The sequence below is a fragment of the Methylobacterium sp. EM32 genome (assembly GCF_040593685.1).
Taxonomy (GTDB): domain Bacteria; phylum Pseudomonadota; class Alphaproteobacteria; order Rhizobiales; family Beijerinckiaceae; genus Methylobacterium.
In genome coordinates this window covers 1-17,705 of record NZ_JBEXZS010000210.1, presented here as the reverse complement: position 1 = coordinate 17,705, position 17,705 = coordinate 1, and the positions used below count along the sequence as shown (strand labels likewise).

Below are 17,705 nucleotides of genomic sequence, written 5' to 3'. Positions count from 1 at the left end.
CCGCGGGAGCGGCCGGCGCCGATGGGTGGTCGTATAGGCCCCCGATTTCCCCCCGTCAACTCCTTTGTGAAGCTCTCGCGACAGGGGCCCCCTCCCCTGCCGTATTCTGGTGGCTGCACATCAGAGGCTGGGACCTGTCACGCCCGACGCAGGATAGATACAAAACAGACACAATATGGATGCGCCGTGGGAGTACCGCTTGACGGGTAGCCGCAACTTCCGGAAGAACGTCCCAAACCCGACAAACGAACTAGGCCGATTGGCAAGCCGCCTTGATCGCGAAGGTCACCGTCTCGATGAACCGATCCGTCCTTTCCGCCTGCTCCGAGCGGCCCGCCGCTCCGGTGGTGTTTCGAACCGTCGCCACGATCGGAAAGGCTGCGCGGGCGGAGTCGAAGGGCCAGAAGCCGGTGATCCTCTGGCTGACCGGCTTGTCCGGCGCCGGCAAGTCGACCATCGCGAACAGGGTCGAGGACATGCTGTGGCGGTGCGGCCACCACACCATGCTGCTCGACGGCGACAACATGCGCTTCGGGCTCAACAAGGACCTGGCCTTCGCCGATGCCGACCGGGTCGAGAATATCCGGCGGACCGCGGAGGTCGCCAAGCTGATGCTCGAGGCCGGGCTGATCGTGATCTGCTCCCTGATCTCGCCGTTCCGGCGCGAGCGGATGCTGGCGCGCCAGCTGGTCGGCGAGGACGAGTTCCTCGAGGTCTTCGTCGACGCGCCCCTCGACCTGTGCAAGCAGCGCGATCCGAAGGGGCTCTACGCCCGCGCGCTCGCCGGGCAGATCCCGAACTTCACCGGCATCTCGTCGCCCTATGAACCCCCGGAGGCTCCCGAGATCCATCTGCGGACCGACGCGTACGACGTCGATGCGCTGGCCGGGCAGGTCTTGGACGTGCTGCGTCACAGAGGCATCACGGCCTGCGCTCCATGACCGCCCGCACCGCATGAGGCGGATGCGCGCCAGGCGGTGGTCCCGCTCGCATCGCCACGCTATGTTGCAGTGCAGCATGACGTGGCGATGGAGCGGAGCGAGGAGATGGTCGAGCTGATACCCGTGGCGGAGGCGGCCGGATTCACGGCAGGGTGCCTGGCCATCCACGCGGCCCGGAGCTGGGCCGAGACCCTGACGCCGATCCTGGCCTACCTGGTCTTCGCCCTGGCGGTCTGCCTGCTGATCGTCGCCGGCATTCAGAACGCGTCCGATCCGGACCAGCTCGTCGCGATGATGACGCAGGCAATGGCGACGTACTGACGATCAGGCCGGACGCGATGCCTCGGGCGAGGCCTCGGCCCTGGCCTCCTCTGCGCATTTGAGACAGAGCTGGCGCTTGGCGAGCAGGGCGGCGACCGCGTTCGCGCCCTCGAAGCTGACGACGTGGCCGCATTCGAGCACGTTGAGCACGCGCTGATCGGGATCGTCGCGCTCGCCGGAGGGATAGCAGCGAATCGCCGTCACGCGGCGCATCGGGATCTCAGCCTGCATGGCGATGCCCTGGTACCTCGTCTCGGGGCGGCGGAAGGGCCGCGCCGCGCGGTCCCGGCTCCGTGCCGGGGTCGCGCCGGCCGCTCCAATAGCACGGACGACGCCCCGGCGCATGGGGTCCCGGGCCCGCGCCCCTCCCGGTGCCATGTCGCAGTGGTATGCCTGATGCATGAACGCGGCCGGCCCGCGCGGCTCCCCAACGGCAATGCCCTGTACGGGGATCGGCGCCGCCCCTAAACCGGGGTCCAGCCGACGCCGTCTCGTGGCGCAACCGGTTCACGCATCAGGAGGAAACGTCGCGGTGAGGGATTTCTCGAAGCCCGGGCGCTCGCCCGTCTACGCCGCCAACGCCGCCGTTGCGACGTCGCACCCGCTCTCGACCCTTGCGGCGATCGAGGTCCTGCGCGCGGGCGGCAACGCGGTCGATGCGGGCATCGCCGCGGTGGCGGTGCAATGCGTGGTCGATCCGCTGATGACCGGCATCGGCGGCGACTGCTTCGCCCTCTACGCGCCGAAGGGCGCATCCACGCCGATCGCGCTGAACGGCTCCGGCCGCAGCCCCGCGGCGGCGCACGATGCCTGGTTCCTGGAGCGCGGCATCGCCCTGACCCCGAACTCGCCCCACGCCGTCACGGTGCCGGGGGCGGTCGCCGCCTGGAGCAAGCTCCTGGAGGAGCACGGCACCCGCAGCCTCGCCGAGGTGCTGCAGCCGGCGATCCGCTACGCCGAGGACGGCTACCCGGTCCAGCCGCGCGTCGCCCTCGACTGGTCGCGCAGCGTCGAGCGCGTCGCCGGCGATCCGGCCTCCGCCGCGACCTACCTGATCGACGGGCGTGCGCCGGAGGTCGGCACGATCATGCGGCATCCGAAGCTCGCCGCCACTTTGCGGCGCATCGCCGAACACGGGCCGCGCGGCTTCTACGAGGGACCGATCGCCGAAGACATCGTGGCGCGCCTGCGCGAGCTCGGCGGCCTGCACACGCTCGACGATTTCGCCGCCGCCGCGCCCGAGGTCGTCACCCCGGTCACCACGCGCTATCGCGGCTACGACGTCTACGAGTGCCCGCCGAGCGGCCAGGGCCTCGCGGTGCTGATGATGCTCAACGTGCTCACGCATCACGACATCGCGGGCCTGTCGGAGCTCGACCGGGTCCACCTCTTCGCCGAGGCCTGCAAGCAGGCCTACCATCACCGCGACGCGCTCTTCGCCGATCCGGTGCTCAACCGGGTGCCGGTGGAGCACCTGCTGTCGGAAGCCTGGCGGGCGAGCGCCCACGGCGCCATCGACATGGCTCATGCCCAGGAACCGGTGATCTGGCCCGAGCTGGCCCATAAGGATACGGTGTACCTGAGCGTCGTCGACCGGGACGGCAACGCGCTCTCACTGATCAACTCGATCTTCCAGGGCTTCGGCAGCGGCATCACCGCGCCGGAGAGCGGGGTACTGCTGCACAATCGCGGCCTGTCCTTCCGCATCGATCCGGGGCACCCGAACACGATCGGGCCGAGGAAGCGTCCGATGCACACCATCATCCCGGGCATGCTGATGCGGGACGGCGCGGCGGTGGCGCCCTTCGGCGTGATGGGCGGGCACTACCAGGCGATGGGCCATGTCGAACTCCTGACCGGCATCCTCGACCGCGGCCTCGACGTGCAGGAGGCGCTCGATGCCCCGCGCAGCTTCGCCTATGGCGGCGGGATCGAGATGGAGCCGGGCTTCGCGCCCGAGGTGGTCGCGGGCCTCGAGGCGCGAGGCCACCGCATCATCCCGGCCTCCGGCCCGATCGGCGGCGGCCAGATCATCTGGATCGACCGGGAGCGCGGGGTGCTCGCCGCGGGCTCCGACCCGCGCAAGGACGGCAGCGCGCTCGGCTATTGAGGTCCATCATGCCCTTCAGCATCGACGCCGCCGCGGCGGCACTCCTCGACGCCCGTCGCTCGGGCACCCGCCTCGACGCCCTTCCGGAGGGCGCCCGGCCGGGCAGCGAGGCCGAGGCCTACGCGGTGCAGGACGCGGTCGCCCGCGCTCTCGGCCCTGTCGCCGGCTGGAAGGTCGGTGCGCCGAGCGCCACCGCCACCCCGGCCCGCGCCGCGCTCCACGCCGAGACGATCTTCGAGACCGACGCCTTGCCGGCCTCGCTGTTCCACGTGATCGGGGCGGAGGCCGAGATCGCCTACCGGTTCGGCCACGATCTGCCGCCGGAGGCCGGTCCCTACGACCGCGAGGCGGTGCTGGCGGCGGTCGCTACGATGCACCCGGCGATCGAGATCGCCGATACGCGCTTTTCGACCTTCGGCGCGGTCGACGCTCCCAGCCAGCGCGCCGACCAGCAGAATCACGGCGTCCTCGTGCTCGGGCCCGGCCTCACGGAGTGGCGCGGCCTCGACCCGGTGGCGCAAGCCGTCCGGCTCACCCTCGACGGCCGGGTCCTTCATGACAAGGTCGGCGGCAACTCGGCGGTCGATCCGGTGCGCCTGCTGGTCTGGCTCGCCAACGAGGGCGCGCGGTCGCTGGGCGGGATCAAGGCCGGCCAGGTCGTCACCACCGGCTCCTGCACCGGCACCGATTTCGTGACGGCCCCGACCCGGATGACCGCCGAATTTCCGGGACTGGGCAGCGTGACGCTGGCGATCGAATGAGGGGACGGCGACGCCTGCCCGCAGGCGTCGCCGTCCATCACACTTGGAACTCCCGGTCCACCGGCACCTGCATGCCGGTGACCAGCGCGTTGGTCTGGTTCGCCATGCCGATCACCGCCAGGAGCTCGCCGTACTGCGCCTCGGTCATGCCCTTGGCCCGGGCCGCGGCGGTGTGGGAGTGGATGCAGTAGCTGCAGCCGTTGGCGGTCGAGACCGCGATGTAGATCAGTTCCTTGGTCAGCGGGTCGAGGGCGCCGTCGGCGGCCATCACCTGCTTCAGGTCGGCCCAGGTCCGCTCCAGGACCGCCGGCTGATTGGCGAGCGCGCGCCAGAAATTGTTGATGAAGTCCGAGCGCCGCGCCGCCCGGATGTCGTCGAACACCGCCTTGACGCGGGGATGGCCTTCAGCCTCCGCGTCGCTCCAGAGTCTCACGGTCGCCATGCTCGCTCCTCCCGGTGGAGCAGGCAGGATCCGTCAGGCCGCCCTCCGCGTCGAGGGCGTCAGCGCCGCGCCGCGGCGTCGAAGCCATCCGGCACCCGGCCCGAGGGGGTGGCGAGCGCGTAGGGGCCGCGGGCGAGGAAGCGGCCGGAGCCGGGCTCGGCCAGGACCCGGCCGTCGCGCACCGCGATCTCGCCGCGCCGGATCGTCATGGTGGGCAGGCCCTTGAGGCGCATTCCCTCCCAGGGCGTGTAGTCGATGGCGTGATGCAGGTCGGCGTTGGTCAGGGTCTTCTCGGCATCGGGGTTCCACAGCACCAGGTCGGCATCGGCGCCGGGCGCCAGCGTCCCTTTCCGGCCGGCGAGGCCGAACAGGCGGGCGGCATTGGTCGAGGTCAGGCGCACGAAGGTCGGCAGGTCGATGCGGCCGGCCGAGACCCCCTCGGAGAACAGCACCGGCAGGCGGGTCTCGATGCCCGGCACGCCGTTCGGGATCGCGTTGAAGGCCGGCATCCCGTCGGGCCGGGCCCCCGCCCCGCCCTGGCCGTAGCCGCTGCTGCCGGGGTCGCGCTTGGCGGTCGCGAAGGAGAAGCCGCAATGGTCGGAGGAGACCACGTCGAGGGTGCCCTCGCGGATGCGGGCCCAGATCCGCTCGGATTCGCCGGGCGCCCGCAAAGCCGGCGAGCACACCACCTTGGCGCCCTCGAAGTTCGGCTTCGCGAGGTCGTCGGTCGAGAGGGTCAGGTATTGCGGGCAGGTCTCGCCCCAGACCTTCACGCCGCGGGCGCGGGCCCGGGCGATCTCCTCCGCCGCCTCGTCGCAGGAGACGTGAAAGACCTGGATCGGCTGGTCGACGAGCTCGGCCAGCGCGATGGCGCGATGCGTCGCCTCGCGCTCGACCACCGGCGGGCGGGCCCAGGCGTGCTGGAGCGGGTCGGTGAGGCCGGCCTCCAGAAGGGCGCGGATGCGCCAGCCGATGGCGTCGTAGTTCTCGCAATGCACCGTCACGAAGGCGCCGAGGCGCCGCGCCGTCGCCAGCACCTCCAGGAACTGACCGTCGGTGAGGCGCAACGGATCGTAGGTGAGAAAGACCTTGAGGCTGCGGATGCCGCGGGCGACGAGGGCCGGCACCTCCCGCTCCAGCACGTCGGGCGTCGGGTCGGTGATGATCTGGTGGAAGCTGTAATCGGCGCGCGAGGCCCGGGCACTGGCCTCGTAACCGGTCGCCGTCGCGGCGATGGAGTGGCCCTTCCATTGCGGCACGAAGCAGATGAACGAGGTGGTGCCGCCGGCGAGCGCCGCGGCCGAGCCGCTGGCAAAGCTCTCCTCCTGCACGCCGCCGCCCTCGGAGGGCTCCTCGATGTGGCAGTGGGGATCGAGACCGCCAGGTGTGACGACGAGGCCCTTGGCGTCGATCTCCTCCCGGCCGCGCCGCAGGTTCCGGCCGAGGGCCGCGATCACCCCGTCGCGCACGCCGAGATCGCCCTCGAACACCTCCGCCGGGCCGGCGAGCGTCGCGCCGCGCACCACCAGGTCGTAGTCGAAATCGTGGCTCGACATCGCGGATCCTCCCTCGTTGCCAGCGGTGTAGGAACCGCTCGGGAAGGCTGTCAATTCGGGTACGGGGGCGATGGCCCGGCGTGCCGGGGGTTTGCGCAAGGGGCCCACCATTCGGGCGGGGATACCAAAATCATGCCCGCGCCGGCGGCACATGACCTAACGACCGGTTTGACAAGATTAACGGGCCGGCGGAGAACTACGGTACCGCTGAGGTGACCGGCCGCGCTCGCGCCGGGGGACGTCCCGCTATCGAGCGCGCGCATAAGGGCGCCCACGGTGCAGCGTGGAGGAATCCCAGATGACGATTCGGTTGGATAGCCAAAGCTTGCCGTCTCCCAGCCGGCGCGGCCTGATGCTCGGCGCGGCGGCCGCCGCGGTGACGGCCGGACTGCCGGGCGCAGGCCAGGCCAAGGCGCCGCCGCTGCGCAGCCAGAGCCCGTACTTCTACCGCTTCACCTTCGGCGACGCCGAGGCGACGATGGTCTCCGACGGCACCCTGCCGCTCGGCGACCCCCACGCCAACTTCCTCGGCCTCACCCCGGCCGAAATGGATACGCAGCTCACCAACAACTTCCTGCCGCTCACGAACGCGGTGCTGGAGCAGAACATCCTGATCCTCAACACCGGCAGCAAGCTGGTGCTGTTCGATACCGGCATGGGCTCGCTCAAGCTGTTCGGGCCGACCACCGGCAAGCTTCTGACCACGATGCGCCAGGCCGGCATCGACCCGAAGGACATCGACGCCGTGGTGATGAGCCACGCCCATGTCGACCATTGCGGCGGCTGCGTCGGCGACGACGGCGTGCCGCACTTCCCCAATGCCCAGTTCTACATTTCCCAGGCCGATTTCGACTACTGGACCGACCCGGGCAAGGTGCCGGCTTCGTTCAGCGCCTTCCTCGATACGGCGCGCAAGAACCTGCTGCCGATCCGTGACCGGCTGGTCTTCGTCAAGGACGGCCAGGAATTTTTGCCCGGCATTCAGGCCCTGGCGGCGCCGGGCCACAGCATCGGCCACACGATGTTCATGATCACCTCGGGCAAGGACAGCCTCTGCTACCTCGGCGACCTGACGCACCATCCGGTGCTGCTGATGGAGAAGCCGCTGACCGAGTTCGCCTACGACACCGACCCGAAGCAATCGGCCCAGACCCGGCTCCGGATGCTGACGATGCTGGCGAAGAACCGGATCCCGGTGCTGGCCTACCACTTCGCATGGCCGGGCATCGGCCACGTCGCGGAGAACGGCCAGGGCGGGTTCCGGTACTATCCGCAGGCGATGAAGATGGAGCTGTAGGGGACGCTCAGCGCTCCCAGACCATCCCGGCGAGGCGCGGGTCGTCGAAGACGTCCCGCGCGAAGCCGAGGCGCAGGGTCGGGAATTCCTGGATCGCACGGATGCCCACCGGTCCGGGATGGATGCGCCAGGTCTGCCGGTCGACGATGCGGCGGCTCGCGAAGGCCCGGCAGGTCAGGAGCGCGAGGTTGGCGCCCCGGCCGGGATCGCGCACCGAGGCGTAGCGGATCGCCGTCACCCCGTCGGCCCGCGCGGCATCCGCGAGGGCCTGGCACGGTCCGTAATCGGTCGGGTGGCACCACGTCTCCGCCTGCCCGGTATAGGGCGGGGCGGTGAGGTCGATCCCGCATTCGGCCGCGAACCGGGCCGAGCAGGCGGTGTACTCGGCCGGGTTCTCGGGCCAGAGCGTCCCGGGCGATTCGGCGAAGAACAGCAGGCGGTAGAACGCCACCTCGGCGACGGCGGTCTCGACGGCCTCCGCCGCGTAGTACACGCCCTCCATCTGGTTGGCGCGCCGGAAGCGCGAGCCGTGCGGGTAGGGCCGGTAGCGGAACGGCGCCGACAGGAGGTAGTCGAGAGACCGGCATTCCGCCGGCATCGGGGGCTTGGACGCCTCGATCAGCTCTTCGAGGATCTGCTGCTCGTCGAGCGTGTCCGTCAGCTTCATCGTCGCGACGAGGTGCTGCGCCTCGACGAGGCGCCAGCAGGTGCCCGCCAGCCCCCGCGTCTCAAATGACGGCACGCCGGGCGTCCAGGTAGAGGACGGTGCTCACCAGGCCCTCGACGGTCTGGATCAGATCCAGGGGCACGGCGTGCAGGGCCGTGTTCTCGCCCCTGAGCCACGCCGCCGCCACGGCCGGATCGCCGCCGGTGACCGCGTCGAGCGAGCGGTAGAGGCGGATCAGCATCACGGCGAGCTCGAACGACTTGGCCTGGCGATCCAGCACGAACTCGCCCCGGGTCAGGCGCGAGACCGAGGCCTCGGACAGCCCGAGGATGCCGGCGAGGGCCCGGTTGCTGAGGCCGAGAGCGGCGGCGGCCCGCACGACCGCCTTGCCGACGGTCTGCGCCTCGCGCTGCGCCCGGTCGGGCTGGGTGACGGACTTGAGCATGGTCATGTCCTCTTTCCGAGGAAAATATAGGACATGAACCTTTCGGAGGAAAGGACGGCTCACCCCGCCTTCGGCCGCGGCCCGTAGGATTTGAACCGCTCCATCGCCTCCGCCACCTCGACCTCGCTGAGGATGTGGGGCCGTCCGACCTGGAGCGCCACGGCGTATTGCCGGCACAGGGTCTCGAGCTCGACCGCGAGCCACAGGGCCTTCGCCAGCGTCGGGCCGGTGGCGATCATGCCGTGGTTGGCGAGCAGGCAGCAGGTGCGGTCCTGGAGCGCCTCGAGCGCCCGCTGCGACAATTCCTCGGTGCCGAACAACGCGTAGCCGCCGCAGCGCACGCTCGGCCCGCCGGCCGCCGCGATCATGTAATGCGCCGCCGGGATGTCCTTCCGGCACATCGCGAAGGCGGTGCAGTAGGTCGGGTGGGCGTGGACGATCGCCGACACGTCGGGGCGAGCCCGGAGGATGTCGCGGTGGAAGCGCCACTCGGAGGAGGGCGACAGCGCGTGGTCGGTCCGGCCGTCCATCGTCATCGGCACGATGTCGTCGGGCGTCATCTCCTCGTAGGGCAGGCCCGACGGGGTGATGAGCAGCCCGTCGCCAAACCGCGCCGAGACGTTGCCGGAGGTGCCCTGGTTCAGGCCCTGCCCGGCCATGCTGCGGCAGGTCGCGACGATCGCCGCACGCAAGCTCGCCTCGGTCTCAGCCATTCTCCGCCTCCGTTGCGCTCCGCTCCTTCGCCATAGCGTCCTGCCGGCGCCCGAGCCAGAGGCCGTTGACGAGCCAGGCGAGCGAGAGCGGCACCGCCAGGACCGAGAGGGCGGTGGCGCTTAGCCCCAAGAACCCGACGAGGCCGTAGGACCAGGCGCCGACCTGGTCGCCGAGCCGGTAGACCACCGTGTCGATGAAGGCCTTGGCCTTGTAGCGGTCCTCCCGCGGCAGCACGGTGAACAGCACCTCGCGCACTGGGCGAGCGATGGCGAAGTTGCCGGCCCGGCGCAGCACGCCGAACACCACCACGCTGGCGATGGTGGGCGCCACCGCGAGCAGGCCGAAGCCGAGCGCGCTGACGAGCGGCAGGATCGCCAGGGTGAGGCCGACGCCGAGCCGACGCACGATCCGCCCGGTGAGGAAGAGCTGGATGCCGAGCGTCAGCACGTTCACCGCGAGGTCGACGGAGGCGAAGAACGCCGTCTGGGAGCCGCGATCGGGGAAGCTGCGCTTCGCGATGCCGGCCTGCTCGAAGTACAGGAAGGTCGAGGTGATCGAGAACAAGAGCAGGAACAGGCAGATGCCGAGCAGGTAGGGCGAGCCGAGCACCCGGCTGATGCCGGCGAACGGGCTGCCGCCGATCGCCTGGGCGGCCGCCCCCGGCTCGCGCGACAGCGCGTCAGAAATTCGGGCAAGGCCCCGCATGCTGACGACGGCGAGTTCGAGGAGGGCTGCCGCCGCCAGCAGCAGGAAGGGGATCGGCACGTCGCGGGCCAGCACCGCCGTGAAGGCCGAGCCGGTGATGGCCCCGAGCGTCGCGCCGGCGGCGATGAAGCCGAACAGCCGCTTGCCCTGCTCGGTGTCGAACACGTCGACGATGGTGGCCCAGAAGATCGAGACCACGAACAGGTTGAAGATCGACAGCCAGACGAAGAACACCCGGCCGATCCACACCGTATCCTCCGGCCCGGCGCGGTAGAGCACGACCGCGAAGACCAGGATGTTGGCGGCGAAGAAGCGGTAGGTGATCGGGATGAAGCGGGCCCGCGGCAGCTTGCGGACCAGCCAGCCGAACGGCACGTTGAGCACCAGCATGCCCACCAGCGTGGCGGTGAACAGCCAGGGCAGGTTCTCGAGCCCACCGGCCAGCCCCATCTGGTCGCGGATCGGCCGCATCACGTAGTAGGACGAGAGCAGCGCGAAGATGTAGAGCCAAGCCCAGCCCAGCGCCGGCACCTCCTCCGGCCGCACGTCGGTGAGGCGGCGCAGCCAGGCCGGCACCCTGAGGCCGGCGCGCGCCGCCTCCGCGGACTTGTCCGGGAACTTGGCGGCGCCGGGGGATGTGCTCATTCGGCGACCCCGAAGGCCTTGCGGGCCTCAGGGCCGGTGGCGTCGCGCTGGAAGCCGGGGCTGCCCATCTGGAATTTCGTCGCCGCGTCGAGGCCGCCGACCACCACCGGGTCGAAGCCGGCATCGCGCACCAGGGCCGCCGCGACGGTGAGCGCCTGTTTGTCGTCGCCGGCGATCGGCACCGCCATCTTTGCGCCGCTGCGATGGGCGTTCTGGGCGAAGAGGCGGTAATTCGCGGCGTTGAAGGCCCGCACCAGCCGCGCGCCGGGCAGGTACTTCGCCGAGGTGGCGCCGATGCCGGCGCTCTCGGCCTCCGCCGCCAGCTCCCCGTCCCGCGCCTTGGTGGCGTTGCCGGCGTCGAGCACGACCTTGCCGTTCAGGAGGCCGGCATAGGTTTTCCCGAGCTCCGGATAGGCCTTGTAGGGCACCGCGATCAGCACTGCCTCGCCGAAGGCCAGCGCCTGCTCCACCGTGCCAGCCTTGGCGAGCGGTCCCAGTGTCTCGACCAGCGGCTTCAGGTCTTCCGGGTGGCGCGAGGCGAACATCACCGGGTGGCCGGCCTTGACCCACAAGCCCCCGATGGTGCCGCCGATATTGCCGCCGCCGATCACCGCGACGGGACTTTTGGCATCCTGCGCGAAGGCGGGGCCGGCGGCGAGCGCCAGGGCGACGACGCTTGCGCGTAACAGCGTGCGGCGATCACAGGCCATCGATGAACTCCTCCATCTTGCGGCGGGTGGCGGCGTCGGGCAGGCGGCCTCGGGCGGCGCCGAGATTGTCCTCGGCGTAGCGGACCTGCGCCGTGCCGGGCACCGGGCAGGTCACCGCCTCGTGCGACAGGACGTATTTGAGAAAGAATTGCGGCCAGCTCCGGCAGTCGAACTCCGCCGCGAAAGGCGGCAGCGCGCGGCCGCGCACCAGGTTGAACAACCGCTCGCGGCCGAACGGCACGTTGACCATCACGGCGATGCCGCGCTCACGCGCGAGCGGCAGGATGCGCTCGGCGGCCTGGCGGGCGTCGACGGCGTAATTGACCTGGATCACGTCGAGCTTCTCCGCCTTCATCAGGGCTTCGAGGTCGCCGTACTGCTTCTCGGCCCAGGTGGTGGCGCCGAGGTAGCGGATGCGCTTCTTCTCCTTCAGCTCCCGCAGGAGCGGCAGCTGCGCCTCCGGGTCGATCAGGTTGTGGACCGCGATCAGGTCGATCCGGTCGGTGCCGAGGCGGCGGAACGACTGCTCGATCTGCGCCTGGCCCGCCTCGCGCCCGCGCGCCGCCACCTTGCTGCACAGGAAGATCTTTTCGCGGAGACCGGTGTCCGTCAGGATCCGGCCCAGCACCTCCTCGGCCCGGCCGTAATCCGGCGCGGTGTCGATCACCGTGCCGCCGCTCGCGACGAAGGTCGCCACCGTCTCGCGCAACGGCGCCAGCGCCTCCGAATCCGGCGCCACGTCGTAGCGTCGCGAGGTGCCGATGCCGATGGCCGGCACCGTCTCGCCGGTGGAGGGGATCGGGCGGCGGAGCAGCCCCTGCCCCTCCGCCGGGGCGTTCCCCTGCGCGGGTGAGCGGCCCGGGAGCAGACCCGCGGCCAGGGTACCGGCCAGCACGGCGCGGCGGTGGAGCAGCATGCAAGGATCCCTTCGGCTCGTCGATCGCCGGCGCAAGATTAGGGCGCGACGGAGGGCTCGCCCACGCCACGCCCGCACACAAGCGCTTGAGGGAAGCCGTTCACCCCAGCCGCGCCGGCAGGCGCAGGAAGCCGCGGAAGCGCACGCGCTGCGAGCGGACGGGCGCGCCGTCGAGGCGGTAATCCGGGAAGCGGGCGAGGAAGCGCGACAGCGCGATCCGGCCCTCCAGCCGGGCCACCGCCATGCCGACGCATTGGTGGATGCCGCTGGCGAAGGCGAGGTGGCGGTTGGGGTCGCGGGCGACGTCGAAGGTGTCGGGATCGGGAAAATGCGCCGGGTCGCGGTTGGCGGCGCCGATGCAGAGCGTGATCTGGGTGCCGGCCGGGAAGTCCCGGCCCTCGATCGCGAAGGCCGTCGTCGCGACGCGGTTGCCGAGCTGGTTCGAGCTCTCGAAGCGCAGGATCTCCTCCACCGCCTTGCGCATCAGGTCCGGCTCGGCGAGCAGCCGGGCCCGCGCCTCGGGGTGCTCGGTCAGCAGGTGGAGCCCGTTGCCGATCAGGTTGGTGGTGGTCTCGTGCCCGGCATTGAGGATGAAGATGCAGTTCTGCAGCAATTCCTCCGGCGACAGCCGCTCGCCGCCGACCTCGCCCTGGATCAGGCGGGTGAGGATGTCCTTGTCCGGGTCGCCCGGGTGGCGGCGGCGATCCGCGACGAGACGGTCGAGATAGTCCAGGAACTCGGTCACCGCCCGGTTGCCGGCGGCCTCGACCTCCGGCGACAGCACCGGTTCGAGGGCGCCCAGGATCGCCAGCGACCAGTCCCGCAAGGGGCCGCGCTCCGACCGCGGCACGCCGAGCAGGTTGCCGATCACCTCGACGGGGATCGCGGCGGCGAAATCCTCGATCAGGTCGATCTCTTCACGCGAAGCGGCCGCGTCGAGCAGGTCGTCCACCAGCGCGACGATGCCGGCCTCCATCGCGGCGACCGCCCGCGGCGTCAGCGCCCCGGCGATGATGCGCCGGACCCGGGTGTGGCGCGGCGGATCGTTGAAGACGAGGCTCGTCGTGTGATGGCGGTAGAGCGGGCAGGCCCCCTCCTCCGCCACCCGGAACTTGGCGCCGAACTCGACGGTCTTGTCCGAGCTGAAGGTCGCGGCGTCCTTGTAGACCCGTTCCAGGTCGGCGTAGCGCGACAGCAGGATCTGGGCCTCGCCCGAGGACGTCCGGCCCATCACGTGGACCGGCGCGTGCGCGCGGAGCGCCGCGTAGACCGGATAGGGATCCGCGATGAAGCCCTCCGGCAGGTGCCGGAGGTCGAACCCTCGAGCGAGAGCGGGATCGCTCGTCATCCGCGCCCGTTCCCCGCGCAGGCCGGGTTCATCGGCAGGAACGCCTCTTCCTTCGGGATGGTGCGCAGAACCTCGTAGAGGTCCCACGGCCCCTTGGACGCGCCCGGCTCCTTCGCGCGGTAGAGCACGGGGTCGTAGAGGAGCCGCCCGTCGGCCCGCAGGGTGGCCGGGTGGTCGAAGAACGCCACCGGCAGGCTGCGCATGGCGGCGTTCGCCGCCACCGCCTCGTCGGTTCCGGCCTTGTCGACCCCCTTCAGGTAGTGGGTGACGGCGGTGTAGATCAGCGCCTGGTTCTTCGTCGGCATCGCGCCGGTGCGCTCGAAGAAGCGCTTGGCGAAGGTGCGGGCGGCGTCGTTCTGGTCCCAGTAGAACGCCTCCGAGAAGGTCAGGCCGTGCGCCACCGGCAGGCCGAGGCCCTTGATATCGGTGACGTAGACGAGGAAGCCGGTCAGCGTCTGGCGCCCGCCGGTCAGGCCGAACTCGTCGGCCTGCTTGACCGCCTTGGTGAAGTCGTCGCCGACGCTGGCGAAGGCGACCACGTCCGCCCCCGAGCTCTGGGCCTGGAGCAGGAAGGAGGAGTAGTCGGCGGTGTTGATCGGGTGGCGCGAGGTGCCCACCACCTTGCCGCCGAGCGCCTCGACGACCGTGGTCGCCTCCTTCTGCAGGGCGTGGCCGAAGGCGTGGTCGACGGTGATGAAGTACCAGGACTTGCCGCCGCGCTCGAACACCGCCCGGGCGGTGCCGGCGGTGAGGGCGTGGGTGTCGTCGGTCCAGTGCGAGCTGACCGGGGAACAGGTCTTGGCGGTGAGGTCGGAGGTCGCCGCGGCGGTGATCATCACCGTGCGATTCTTCTCCTTGGCGACCGCCTGGACGGCGAGCGCGATCGCCGTCACCGGCAGGTCGATGACGGCGTCGACCTTGTCGACGTCGTACCAGCGCCGGGCGATCGACGAGGCCACGTCCGGCTTGTTCTGGTGGTCGGCCGAGACGATCTCAACCGGCTTGCCCCGCACCGTCCCGCCGAAATCCTTCGCCGCCATCTCGGCGGCCGCCACCGAGCCGCGCCCGCCGCTATCGGCGTAGGGCCCCGAGAGGTCGGTGAGCACGCCGATCCGCACCACGTCGTCGGAGATCTGCGCCGCGGCGGGCCCCGCGAAGGGGCCGGCCAGCGCCGCGAGCGCAAGGAGCGCCCCACCCAGGGCGGTGGTGAAACGGATCATCGGTCGGCTCCTCCCGGCGCCCGCGTCGTCCGCGCGTGGTCGCCCTGTCGTCACTTTTGCCTTCACAGCCGATCCGCGCCGGTCTGGCAAGGGCCCTTCCCCAAGGATGCTCCGCCTCGGACCTCTCCCGCGCCGCCCGGCGAGGGCGAGGATTAAGGACGACGTCACCTGTTCGTGGGACGCTGCATCTCGAGAACCCGGGTCGCGGCACCTTGGGCCGGGCCGGGAAGCGCGGTACGGTCCGCATCCGCCGCGACGTTCCCCGCCGCCGGTCGTGGTGACGGCCGGCATCGACGCCGAGACGAGCCACCGAGGTCGCCCGCATGCTGAAGCCCGCGCCATGCTGAAGCCCAAGCCGAGCCTCGGCCTCCTCGCCGACCTGCTCGACGGCCTCGACATCGGCCTGTGCGCCTTTGACGCCGAGGATCGGACGCTCGCCTGGAACCAGACCTTCCTGTACCTCTTCCCCGAGCATGACGGCTTCGTCCATGCCGGCGAGCATTACCGCGAGAACCTGCTGCGGTTCTACCGCACCCGCCTGACCTCCGACGAGCTTCCCTACATCGAGGAATACGTCGCGAGCGGGATCGCGCGCCACCAGGCCCAGACCCGGCCGTTCGAGTTCGAGCATCGCGGCACCTGGCTCCAGGTCTCGGCCCAGACCATCCCGGGCCTCGGCCGGGTGCGGCTGTGGCGGCAGATCACCCGGGCGGCCGAGCCCTCCCCCCGCTCCACCGTCGCGGATACCCGCATCGGGGCGCCGGACGGCATCGCGGCGGCCAATGCCGACGGGCGCATCGTCTCGGCCAACTGGCAGTTCGGCCAGCTCTACGGCCTGTCCCCGGGCGAGGCCGCGGGCCTGACCCTCGAGGCGGTGGTGGCCCGGGCCTGGCAGGAGGCCTACGACGACGCGCCGGCCCAGCTCCTGGCGCATGTGCGCGAGGCCCAGCGCTTCGCCGGGGCGCCGTTCGAGGTGCCGCTGCCGGGCGAGCGCTGGATCCGGGTGATCGAGCGGGTGCGCGAGGGGGGGGCGCGCACCGGCTTCCACTTCGACATCAGCGCGCTCAAGCGCGAGCAGGCGGCGCTCCGTGCCGAGGGGGCCGAGGCCCGCCGCAGCGCGAGCCTGTTTCGCGGCATCATCGAGCACGCGCCCGCCGGAATGCTGGTGGTCGGGGCCGACGGCCGGCTGGCCGAGGCGAATCGCGCCTTCCGGTCGGCCCTCGGGGACGGGCCGGACCCGGTCGGGCGCCCGCTCGCCGCCCTCGTCCTGCCCGAGGATGCCGGCGTGCTCGAAGCCGTGCTGGCGGAAGTGCAGGCGCAAGGCGCCGAGGATCGCGGGCCGGCGGTGGGCGAGATGCGCTTTCCGCGCCGGGACGGCAGCCCGATGTGGGCCCGGGTCTCGGCGGTACGCCTGTACCTGCCGCCGGACCCAGTTGCGACGCTGCTCCAGGTCGAGGACATCACCGCCCGGCGCGAGGCCGAGCGGCGCATCGCCCACATGGCGCGCCACGACGCCCTGACCGACCTGCCGAACCGCACCCTGTTCCGCGAGCGCCTCGACGCGCTGCTCGGGCAGGGCGCCGGGGCGGTCCTGTGGCTCGACCTCGACCGGTTCAAGGTGGTCAACGACACGCTCGGCCACGCCGCCGGCGACGCGCTGCTGTGCGAGGTCGCCCGGCGCCTGCGGGCGGTCCTGGCGCCCGGCGACACCATCGCGCGGCTCGGCGGCGACGAGTTTGCGGTGCTCCTCGCCGACGGCGACCCGCTGGCGGCGTCGCGGGCCGCCGCCACCCTGATCGAGGCGATGCAGGCGCCCGTCGCGATCGCCGGCCGGCCGATGCATGTCGGCGTCAGCATCGGCGTCGTGCTGGCCCCCCGCCACGGCGGCGACGCCGACACCCTGATGGCCCGGGCCGACCGGGCGCTCTACAGCGCCAAGGCCGCCGGCCGCAGCACCTTCCGGCTCTACGACCCGGGCATGGATGCGGCGCTCGCCGAGCAGCACGACCTCGAGCTCGACCTGCGCCTCGGCCTGGAGCGCGGGGAATTCGAGCTGCACTACCAGCCGATCGTCACGGCGGGCGAGCGGCGGGTGGTCTGCCGCGAGGCGCTGGTGCGCTGGCGCCACCCGACCCGCGGCCTGGTGCCGCCGGCCGCCTTCATCCCGCTCGCCGAGACGACCGGCCTGATCGACCGCCTCGGCACCTGGATCCTGCGCCGGGCCTGCCGCGACGCCGCCGCCTGGGGCGACGGCACGCGGGTCGCCGTCAACGTCTCGGCGGCGCAGGTGCGGCACGGGTCCCTGATCGCCGCCGTCCAGTCCTCGTTGCGCGACTCGGGCCTGGGGGCGGACCGGCTCGAGATCGAGATCACCGAGAGCCTGCTGATCGACGGCGGCGAGGCCGTCGACCTGCTGCCGGCCCTGCGCCGCCTCGGGGTGCGCATCGCGCTCGACGATTTCGGCACCGGCTACTCCAGCCTGAGCTACCTGCGCCGCTTCCCCTTCGACGCGATCAAGATCGACCGCTCCTTCATCGCCGACATCGCCGATCCCGACACCGCCGCGATCGTGCGCGCGGTGGTCGGCATCGCCGCCCAGCTCGGCGCGACGGTCACTGCTGAGGGCATCGAGACCGAGGCCCAGCTCGCGGCGGTGCGGCAGGCGGGGTGCACGGAGGCGCAAGGATTCCTGTTCGGCCGGCCGGTGCCGCTGGCGGCGGGGTGTGGGGAGGCGATGCCGGTTGGGGGGTGAGCGGCCTTGAGCGCCCGTGTCGACAATTCCGAACGCGTCGGCGAAGCGCACCCCTGACCCCTCCCCCCTCTGCGGGCAGGGCGATTGCATACGAGTAGATCTCGGATTGCGATGATGTGCTCGAACGGGTTTGATCGGACCGTCCCCCCAGGAGG

Annotated in this window: 17 protein-coding genes; 6 read left to right on the top strand and 11 right to left on the bottom strand. The window is 71.2% G+C overall.

The window, feature by feature from the left end:
* Positions 1 to 296 precede the first annotated feature (296 nt).
* Both cysC and ABZT49_RS27500 read left to right on the top strand, forming a co-directional pair.
* Positions 297 to 941 carry an adenylyl-sulfate kinase gene (cysC, locus tag ABZT49_RS27505; protein ID WP_355290799.1) on the top strand — a complete coding sequence of 215 codons (645 nt, stop codon included), beginning with the start codon at positions 297 to 299 and terminating at the stop codon, positions 939 to 941.
* Between the two features lie 105 nt (positions 942 to 1,046).
* On the top strand, positions 1,047 to 1,262 hold the full coding sequence (locus ABZT49_RS27500) for a hypothetical protein (RefSeq protein WP_355290797.1): 216 nt from the start codon (positions 1,047 to 1,049) through the stop codon (positions 1,260 to 1,262).
* Positions 1,263 to 1,265: 3 nt separating this feature from the next.
* On the opposite strand, the gene ABZT49_RS27495 is transcribed toward ABZT49_RS27500, so the two are convergent.
* The gene (locus tag ABZT49_RS27495; RefSeq protein WP_355290795.1) at positions 1,266 to 1,493 is read right to left on the bottom strand and encodes a hypothetical protein; all 228 of its coding nucleotides are present in this window, start codon (positions 1,491 to 1,493) and stop codon (positions 1,266 to 1,268) included.
* 301 nt (positions 1,494 to 1,794) lie between these two features.
* On the opposite strand from ABZT49_RS27495, the gene ggt reads away from it, so the two are divergent.
* Both ggt and ABZT49_RS27485 read left to right on the top strand, forming a co-directional pair.
* On the top strand, positions 1,795 to 3,372 hold the full coding sequence (gene ggt, locus ABZT49_RS27490; RefSeq protein WP_355290793.1) for a gamma-glutamyltransferase: 1,578 nt from the start codon (positions 1,795 to 1,797) through the stop codon (positions 3,370 to 3,372).
* 8 nt (positions 3,373 to 3,380) lie between these two features.
* Positions 3,381 to 4,133 carry a fumarylacetoacetate hydrolase family protein gene (locus ABZT49_RS27485; RefSeq protein ID WP_355290791.1) on the top strand — a complete coding sequence of 251 codons (753 nt, stop codon included), beginning with the start codon at positions 3,381 to 3,383 and terminating at the stop codon, positions 4,131 to 4,133.
* A 37-nt stretch (positions 4,134 to 4,170) separates the two neighbouring features.
* Here the strand turns inward: ABZT49_RS27485 and ABZT49_RS27480 are convergent, their stop codons facing one another.
* Together ABZT49_RS27480 and hydA are read right to left on the bottom strand one after the other, a co-directional pair.
* Positions 4,171 to 4,575: a carboxymuconolactone decarboxylase family protein gene (locus tag ABZT49_RS27480; RefSeq protein ID WP_355290789.1), complete on the bottom strand. Its 405-nt coding sequence runs from the start codon at positions 4,573 to 4,575 to the stop codon at positions 4,171 to 4,173.
* A gap of 59 nt (positions 4,576 to 4,634) precedes the next feature.
* Complete coding sequence (hydA, locus tag ABZT49_RS27475) at positions 4,635 to 6,131, bottom strand: dihydropyrimidinase (protein WP_355290787.1); 1,497 nt, start codon at positions 6,129 to 6,131, stop codon at positions 4,635 to 4,637.
* 352 nt (positions 6,132 to 6,483) lie between these two features.
* Between hydA and ABZT49_RS27470 the strand changes: the two genes are divergently transcribed.
* Entirely contained in the window at positions 6,484 to 7,428 is a 945-nt protein-coding gene (locus ABZT49_RS27470) for an MBL fold metallo-hydrolase (protein ID WP_355290803.1), read from the top strand.
* A 7-nt stretch (positions 7,429 to 7,435) separates the two neighbouring features.
* Here ABZT49_RS27470 and ABZT49_RS27465 read toward each other — a convergent pair whose 3' ends face one another.
* The 8 genes from ABZT49_RS27465 to ABZT49_RS27430 form a co-directional block, all read right to left on the bottom strand.
* Positions 7,436 to 8,170, bottom strand: a complete 735-nt coding sequence (locus ABZT49_RS27465) for an RES family NAD+ phosphorylase (RefSeq protein ID WP_355290785.1) — start codon at positions 8,168 to 8,170, stop codon at positions 7,436 to 7,438.
* On the bottom strand, positions 8,157 to 8,546 hold the full coding sequence (locus tag ABZT49_RS27460) for an antitoxin Xre/MbcA/ParS toxin-binding domain-containing protein (protein ID WP_407943580.1): 390 nt from the start codon (positions 8,544 to 8,546) through the stop codon (positions 8,157 to 8,159). The genes ABZT49_RS27465 and ABZT49_RS27460 overlap by 14 nt, the downstream gene beginning before the upstream one ends.
* Positions 8,547 to 8,599: 53 nt before the next feature.
* Positions 8,600 to 9,253 carry a class II aldolase/adducin family protein gene (locus tag ABZT49_RS27455; protein ID WP_355290783.1) on the bottom strand — a complete coding sequence of 218 codons (654 nt, stop codon included), beginning with the start codon at positions 9,251 to 9,253 and terminating at the stop codon, positions 8,600 to 8,602.
* Positions 9,246 to 10,604: an MFS transporter gene (locus ABZT49_RS27450; RefSeq protein WP_355290781.1), complete on the bottom strand. Its 1,359-nt coding sequence runs from the start codon at positions 10,602 to 10,604 to the stop codon at positions 9,246 to 9,248. Before ABZT49_RS27450 ends, ABZT49_RS27455 begins: the two co-directional genes overlap by 8 nt.
* A complete protein-coding gene (locus tag ABZT49_RS27445) occupies positions 10,601 to 11,314 on the bottom strand; it encodes an NAD(P)-binding domain-containing protein (protein WP_355290779.1) in 714 nt (237 codons plus the stop codon). The genes ABZT49_RS27450 and ABZT49_RS27445 overlap by 4 nt, the downstream gene beginning before the upstream one ends.
* Entirely contained in the window at positions 11,304 to 12,230 is a 927-nt protein-coding gene (locus tag ABZT49_RS27440) for an aldo/keto reductase (protein ID WP_355290777.1), read from the bottom strand. Before ABZT49_RS27440 ends, ABZT49_RS27445 begins: the two co-directional genes overlap by 11 nt.
* 100 nt (positions 12,231 to 12,330) lie before the next feature.
* Complete coding sequence (locus ABZT49_RS27435; protein WP_355290775.1) at positions 12,331 to 13,578, bottom strand: cytochrome P450; 1,248 nt, start codon at positions 13,576 to 13,578, stop codon at positions 12,331 to 12,333.
* Positions 13,575 to 14,798, bottom strand: a complete 1,224-nt coding sequence (locus ABZT49_RS27430; RefSeq protein WP_355290773.1) for an ABC transporter substrate-binding protein — start codon at positions 14,796 to 14,798, stop codon at positions 13,575 to 13,577. The genes ABZT49_RS27435 and ABZT49_RS27430 overlap by 4 nt, the downstream gene beginning before the upstream one ends.
* Before the next feature lie 340 nt (positions 14,799 to 15,138).
* Here ABZT49_RS27430 and ABZT49_RS27425 point away from each other — a divergent pair, with 340 nt between their 5' ends.
* A complete protein-coding gene (locus ABZT49_RS27425) occupies positions 15,139 to 17,550 on the top strand; it encodes an EAL domain-containing protein (protein WP_355290771.1) in 2,412 nt (803 codons plus the stop codon).
* Positions 17,551 to 17,705: the final 155 nt, after the last annotated feature.

Coding starts and splice junctions, on each gene's coding strand:
- cysC (WP_355290799.1), top strand. CDS start 297: ATGAACCGATCCGTCCTTTCCGCCTGCTCCGAGCGGCCCGCCGCTCCG.
- ABZT49_RS27500 (WP_355290797.1), top strand. CDS start 1,047: ATGGTCGAGCTGATACCCGTGGCGGAGGCGGCCGGATTCACGGCAGGG.
- ABZT49_RS27495 (WP_355290795.1), bottom strand. CDS start 1,493: ATGCAGGCTGAGATCCCGATGCGCCGCGTGACGGCGATTCGCTGCTAT.
- ABZT49_RS27485 (WP_355290791.1), top strand. CDS start 3,381: ATGCCCTTCAGCATCGACGCCGCCGCGGCGGCACTCCTCGACGCCCGT.
- ABZT49_RS27480 (WP_355290789.1), bottom strand. CDS start 4,575: ATGGCGACCGTGAGACTCTGGAGCGACGCGGAGGCTGAAGGCCATCCC.
- hydA (WP_355290787.1), bottom strand. CDS start 6,131: ATGTCGAGCCACGATTTCGACTACGACCTGGTGGTGCGCGGCGCGACG.
- ABZT49_RS27470 (WP_355290803.1), top strand. CDS start 6,484: ATGCTCGGCGCGGCGGCCGCCGCGGTGACGGCCGGACTGCCGGGCGCA.
- ABZT49_RS27460 (WP_407943580.1), bottom strand. CDS start 8,546: ATGACCATGCTCAAGTCCGTCACCCAGCCCGACCGGGCGCAGCGCGAG.
- ABZT49_RS27455 (WP_355290783.1), bottom strand. CDS start 9,253: ATGGCTGAGACCGAGGCGAGCTTGCGTGCGGCGATCGTCGCGACCTGC.
- ABZT49_RS27450 (WP_355290781.1), bottom strand. CDS start 10,604: ATGAGCACATCCCCCGGCGCCGCCAAGTTCCCGGACAAGTCCGCGGAG.
- ABZT49_RS27445 (WP_355290779.1), bottom strand. CDS start 11,314: ATGGCCTGTGATCGCCGCACGCTGTTACGCGCAAGCGTCGTCGCCCTG.
- ABZT49_RS27440 (WP_355290777.1), bottom strand. CDS start 12,230: ATGCTGCTCCACCGCCGCGCCGTGCTGGCCGGTACCCTGGCCGCGGGT.
- ABZT49_RS27435 (WP_355290775.1), bottom strand. CDS start 13,578: ATGACGAGCGATCCCGCTCTCGCTCGAGGGTTCGACCTCCGGCACCTG.
- ABZT49_RS27430 (WP_355290773.1), bottom strand. CDS start 14,798: ATGATCCGTTTCACCACCGCCCTGGGTGGGGCGCTCCTTGCGCTCGCG.
- ABZT49_RS27425 (WP_355290771.1), top strand. CDS start 15,139: ATGCTGAAGCCCAAGCCGAGCCTCGGCCTCCTCGCCGACCTGCTCGAC.